The organism is Calditrichota bacterium, assembly GCA_014359355.1.
Classification (GTDB): Bacteria; Zhuqueibacterota; Zhuqueibacteria; order JANLFK01; family Oleimicrobiaceae; genus Oleimicrobium.
Map to the genome: position 1 here is coordinate 1 of JACIZP010000087.1, position 3,446 is coordinate 3,446.

Genomic DNA, 3,446 nt, shown 5'->3' on the forward strand with positions numbered 1-3,446 from the left:
ACAGTGCACTGGGATGGCAGAGATGAGCTGGGTAGGCCGGTTGCAGCAGGGGTGTACTTGTGCAGGATGGTGGCAGGAACCCAGGCCAAGACCATCAGAATGCTCTTGCTCAGGTGACCCTTCAGGCGGCAGTGACGCATAGCGAACCAAAGCACGAGGGCCTTGGGGCAACCGCCTCAGGGCCCTCGCGAATCCTGGGTCCTGGGCTGAACGATTGCGTCATCAGTCCTGACAATCGCATACCACCTTCGCGCCTCTTCCTCAGGCAATTGTTCAGTCCAGGGCCTAAAAAGGGAGAGCAGAATTCGCGTCCAGCTGGATCAACCTTGTGACCAGACGTACGGGCTCAACAGCTACTATGAGGGCCCGCCGCCCACCTGCGACTCTTGCCCCCGAGGCGCTGCAACTTCTCTCCCAGTTCCATTGGCCCAACAATGTGCGCGAGTTGCGCAACCTCATGGAGAGGGTATCGATCCTGTGCAGTTCTGAGGTAGTGAACCCCTGGGAGCTTGAGCAGGTGTGGGAAAAAAAGGAAGGCGGTGGACCCAAGTCGCTGTTCCGCGGCCAGATTATGCCGCTTGCCGAGGCCTGGCGTCAGTTCGAGCGGGCCTACATCCGGCGGGCCTTGGTCGCCTGCCGTGGCAACGTCAGCGAAACCGCCCGGCTCTTGCAGATCAACAGGAGTCATTTGCATGTGAAGATGAAGGAGTTGGGGGTGGGGTTGTTCGCCCGGGAATAGCGGAAGGTGTCCTCCCTCCTCCCCGCGTGCGTGGTGCAGGAAGTACATTGGGGCGCGCGGCAATGTTGGCAAATTCCAACAGTCTGTTGGGAAAATCCATCAGCATAGTGCTCGCCAGCTACGCTGAGCAATCAGAAGAAGTTGCTATTGCGTGTGTTGTGTGGAGTGGGCTTGCCTTGCAAGCTGGCACACCGGTTGCAAAGGCAAGTACGGTATGTGGTACGAGCGCTGTGCCTTTTGCGCTGTGCCGTGGGTCCTGCGGTTCGGATCTGAAAAGACAGCGCCTTCATCCGAATGAAACGGGCCTGGTGGAACAACTTGCGGGTTGGATCCCTCGGCCAGAGTAGCACTACCGCCTTCAAGGGTGTGCCTCCCCCCTCCTCGGAAGCGCGGTGGAGATCTACGCCTATCTTGCGAACCTCCCCGAAACAATCGAAACTTTGCGCGCTATTGAGGCCTGGCGACGAGTGGAGCCTGGGGGGCCGGACACTGCTCGCGTCTGAGCTTGGTTGACGGGGTGCATGAGATGACGCATCAAATGGAACCCGTGAAAGACCACCATTGCCTTTGGGACCAACTGCCGGATCACCTTCAGGAGAGGTATCCACATCTCGCAACCCCGCCATGTGCTGCTATTTTCCGGACGTCTCATATGCCCTCAGCGGACGATGGGGTAACCACACCAAGCCCCCCGTGCGGGATTGCTACCTATCGCCCTGAGTGCGCTGAGGTTGTCCCCTGCGCAAATCCGGAAGAACCTGCGCAGTGCCCACGGAACGGGACATTCCCGATGTCGGCCGGGGTCAGCACAGGGTGAATGGTCAGACCCTTCGGGTCACCAGTGAAGCTTGCAACAAAGTGCTTGCTTGGCAACATTGCTGTCATTACGGCTTGAGCTGACGTGATGGGCCTGTTCGTAGCTTTGGGTACTGCGCAACGCTTCAAGAGTTACGAATGTCTCTTACAACCTTTGAGTACTTACCTCAGGCACACCCTGTGCGGAGTGACGAGAAGCCAGAGAAGATAGCCTCGGGGTAGGGTCAGCGAGGATGAAAAGCCATGCTTTTTTCTGTCGTCTTATGCCTCCGGCGCTAGATCAGTCCCCGTCAACGGCCGCCATAGAAAACAGCCCAACGGGAATAGACATCCCGGTGTTCAAGCACGAAGATGCCATTAGTCTTCGCTGAAACATTGGGACAACATTGTAGGGGCTTACGACGATTGCTGCAACGGGGGGACTGATACTCGCGGCGATTAACATGATGGAGGAACAGGGTTGTTTGCGGTATTACTTGCGGTATTGGGTTAAGCATCCAAAGCTTGAAGGAGGAGACGGAGCCATGAAGAGACTATGTATCGCCGTCGTTGCCGCGACCTGCCTTGTCCTCGTTCTTTGCGGCGCGGCAAGTACATCACCCTCTGCGGGCCCTCACTGGGCGTGCGGGGGGCCCTACCTGCTTGAAGACACAGCACAAGAGGTCGGGCCGGCAGGAGTAACGCAGGAGTCGCCGCGGCACACACAGAAATCTCTGCCCGCCCCTGAAGGGACCGTTGGGCAAGCAGAGGACTCGGCGTTCGCCAAAGCCCAACTTCCCCCACTTCGCCAGCGGACCCCCTCCAGGAAGTTCACGGCCGGGCCGCTAGGAGTCTCACGCCAAGAATATGAGCCTACTGACGTCAAGGCCCAAGTCGAAAGCCCCTCCGGGTCCACGGGGTGGCAGACTATCATGACGGAAACCTTTGAAGGGCCATTCCCAAGCGCCAAATGGTCCTGCTACGCAGAATCTGGACACACTAACGCCTATTGGGGCACTATAAACTTTCGGGCCCATTGGGGCTCACGGAGTGCATGGTGTGCAGCTGCAGGAACCTCCGCGAGCCCACCAGGAGGGCCCTATCGTCCAAACATGAGAGCTTGGATGATATATGGACCCTTTGACCTAAGCGACGCCACCGATGCAGAACTAAGCTTCTACTACTGGCTGCAAAGCGAGAATGGGTACGACTACTTTTTCTACGGCACGTCCAGCGATGGAGCGCACTTCGATGGCCAGTGGCTCGATGGTTCCTCTGGGGGATGGAGATCGGTTACTCTGGATATCGGGGAACTGAGTGGGTACGGCCATGTTTACGTAGCCTTTGCGTTCGATACTGATCATTCCGTCGAGTTAGAGGGCGCCTATGTGGACGACGTTGTTCTCAGGAAGTATGTCTCTGCTCCCGGCCCCCCCATTCTGACTACTCCCCGCAACGGGGCGACAGGCGTAGGGATAGATACTTGGTTCAAGTGGCGGAAGGCCGCCCGCGCCGCAGAGTATGTGGTACAGGTCGGTCGGAGCTCTACGCTGAACCCTGTGGAGGATGAGTGGGTAACCGAGGACACGACTCTGCTGGTCGTCGATGACCTAAGAGCCTTGACGACCCACTACTGGCGGGTGGGAGCAAGAAACGACCCGTCACTCGCGCCCGTGTGGAGCCCCATTTGGTCCTTCACCACCATGGGAACCCCGCCGGTGAGTATTGTCAAGCCGACCGGGTACGTGCTCGGCTACCTCACCGAAGGTGACGAGTACTACATTGACCGGGCGCACGTACTCGGCAATATCCCTGACCAGCTCAAGAATCTGTTGTGGATTTTGACCGCAAATAACGACAAGGGCCAGACCGCTACCGATTTCCTAAGTTTTACGCTGCAAAGACCAGCGAC

3 protein-coding genes are annotated in these 3,446 nt (G+C 58.0%); 2 read left to right on the forward strand and 1 reads right to left on the reverse strand.

Annotated features, from left to right (window positions below; translation table 11 throughout):
- The first annotated feature begins 358 nt into the window (after positions 1 to 358).
- Positions 359 to 739 carry a hypothetical protein gene (locus tag H5U38_03725; protein ID MBC7186126.1) on the forward strand — a complete coding sequence of 127 codons (381 nt, stop codon included), beginning with the start codon at positions 359 to 361 and terminating at the stop codon, positions 737 to 739.
- A gap of 406 nt (positions 740 to 1,145) precedes the next feature.
- On the opposite strand, the gene H5U38_03730 is transcribed toward H5U38_03725, so the two are convergent.
- Positions 1,146 to 1,391 carry a transposase gene (locus tag H5U38_03730; protein MBC7186127.1) on the reverse strand — a complete coding sequence of 82 codons (246 nt, stop codon included), beginning with the start codon at positions 1,389 to 1,391 and terminating at the stop codon, positions 1,146 to 1,148.
- A 1,267-nt stretch (positions 1,392 to 2,658) separates the two neighbouring features.
- Here H5U38_03730 and H5U38_03735 point away from each other — a divergent pair.
- On the forward strand, positions 2,659 to 3,446 hold a 788-nt coding region (locus tag H5U38_03735; GenBank protein MBC7186128.1), incomplete at its 3' end, for a hypothetical protein.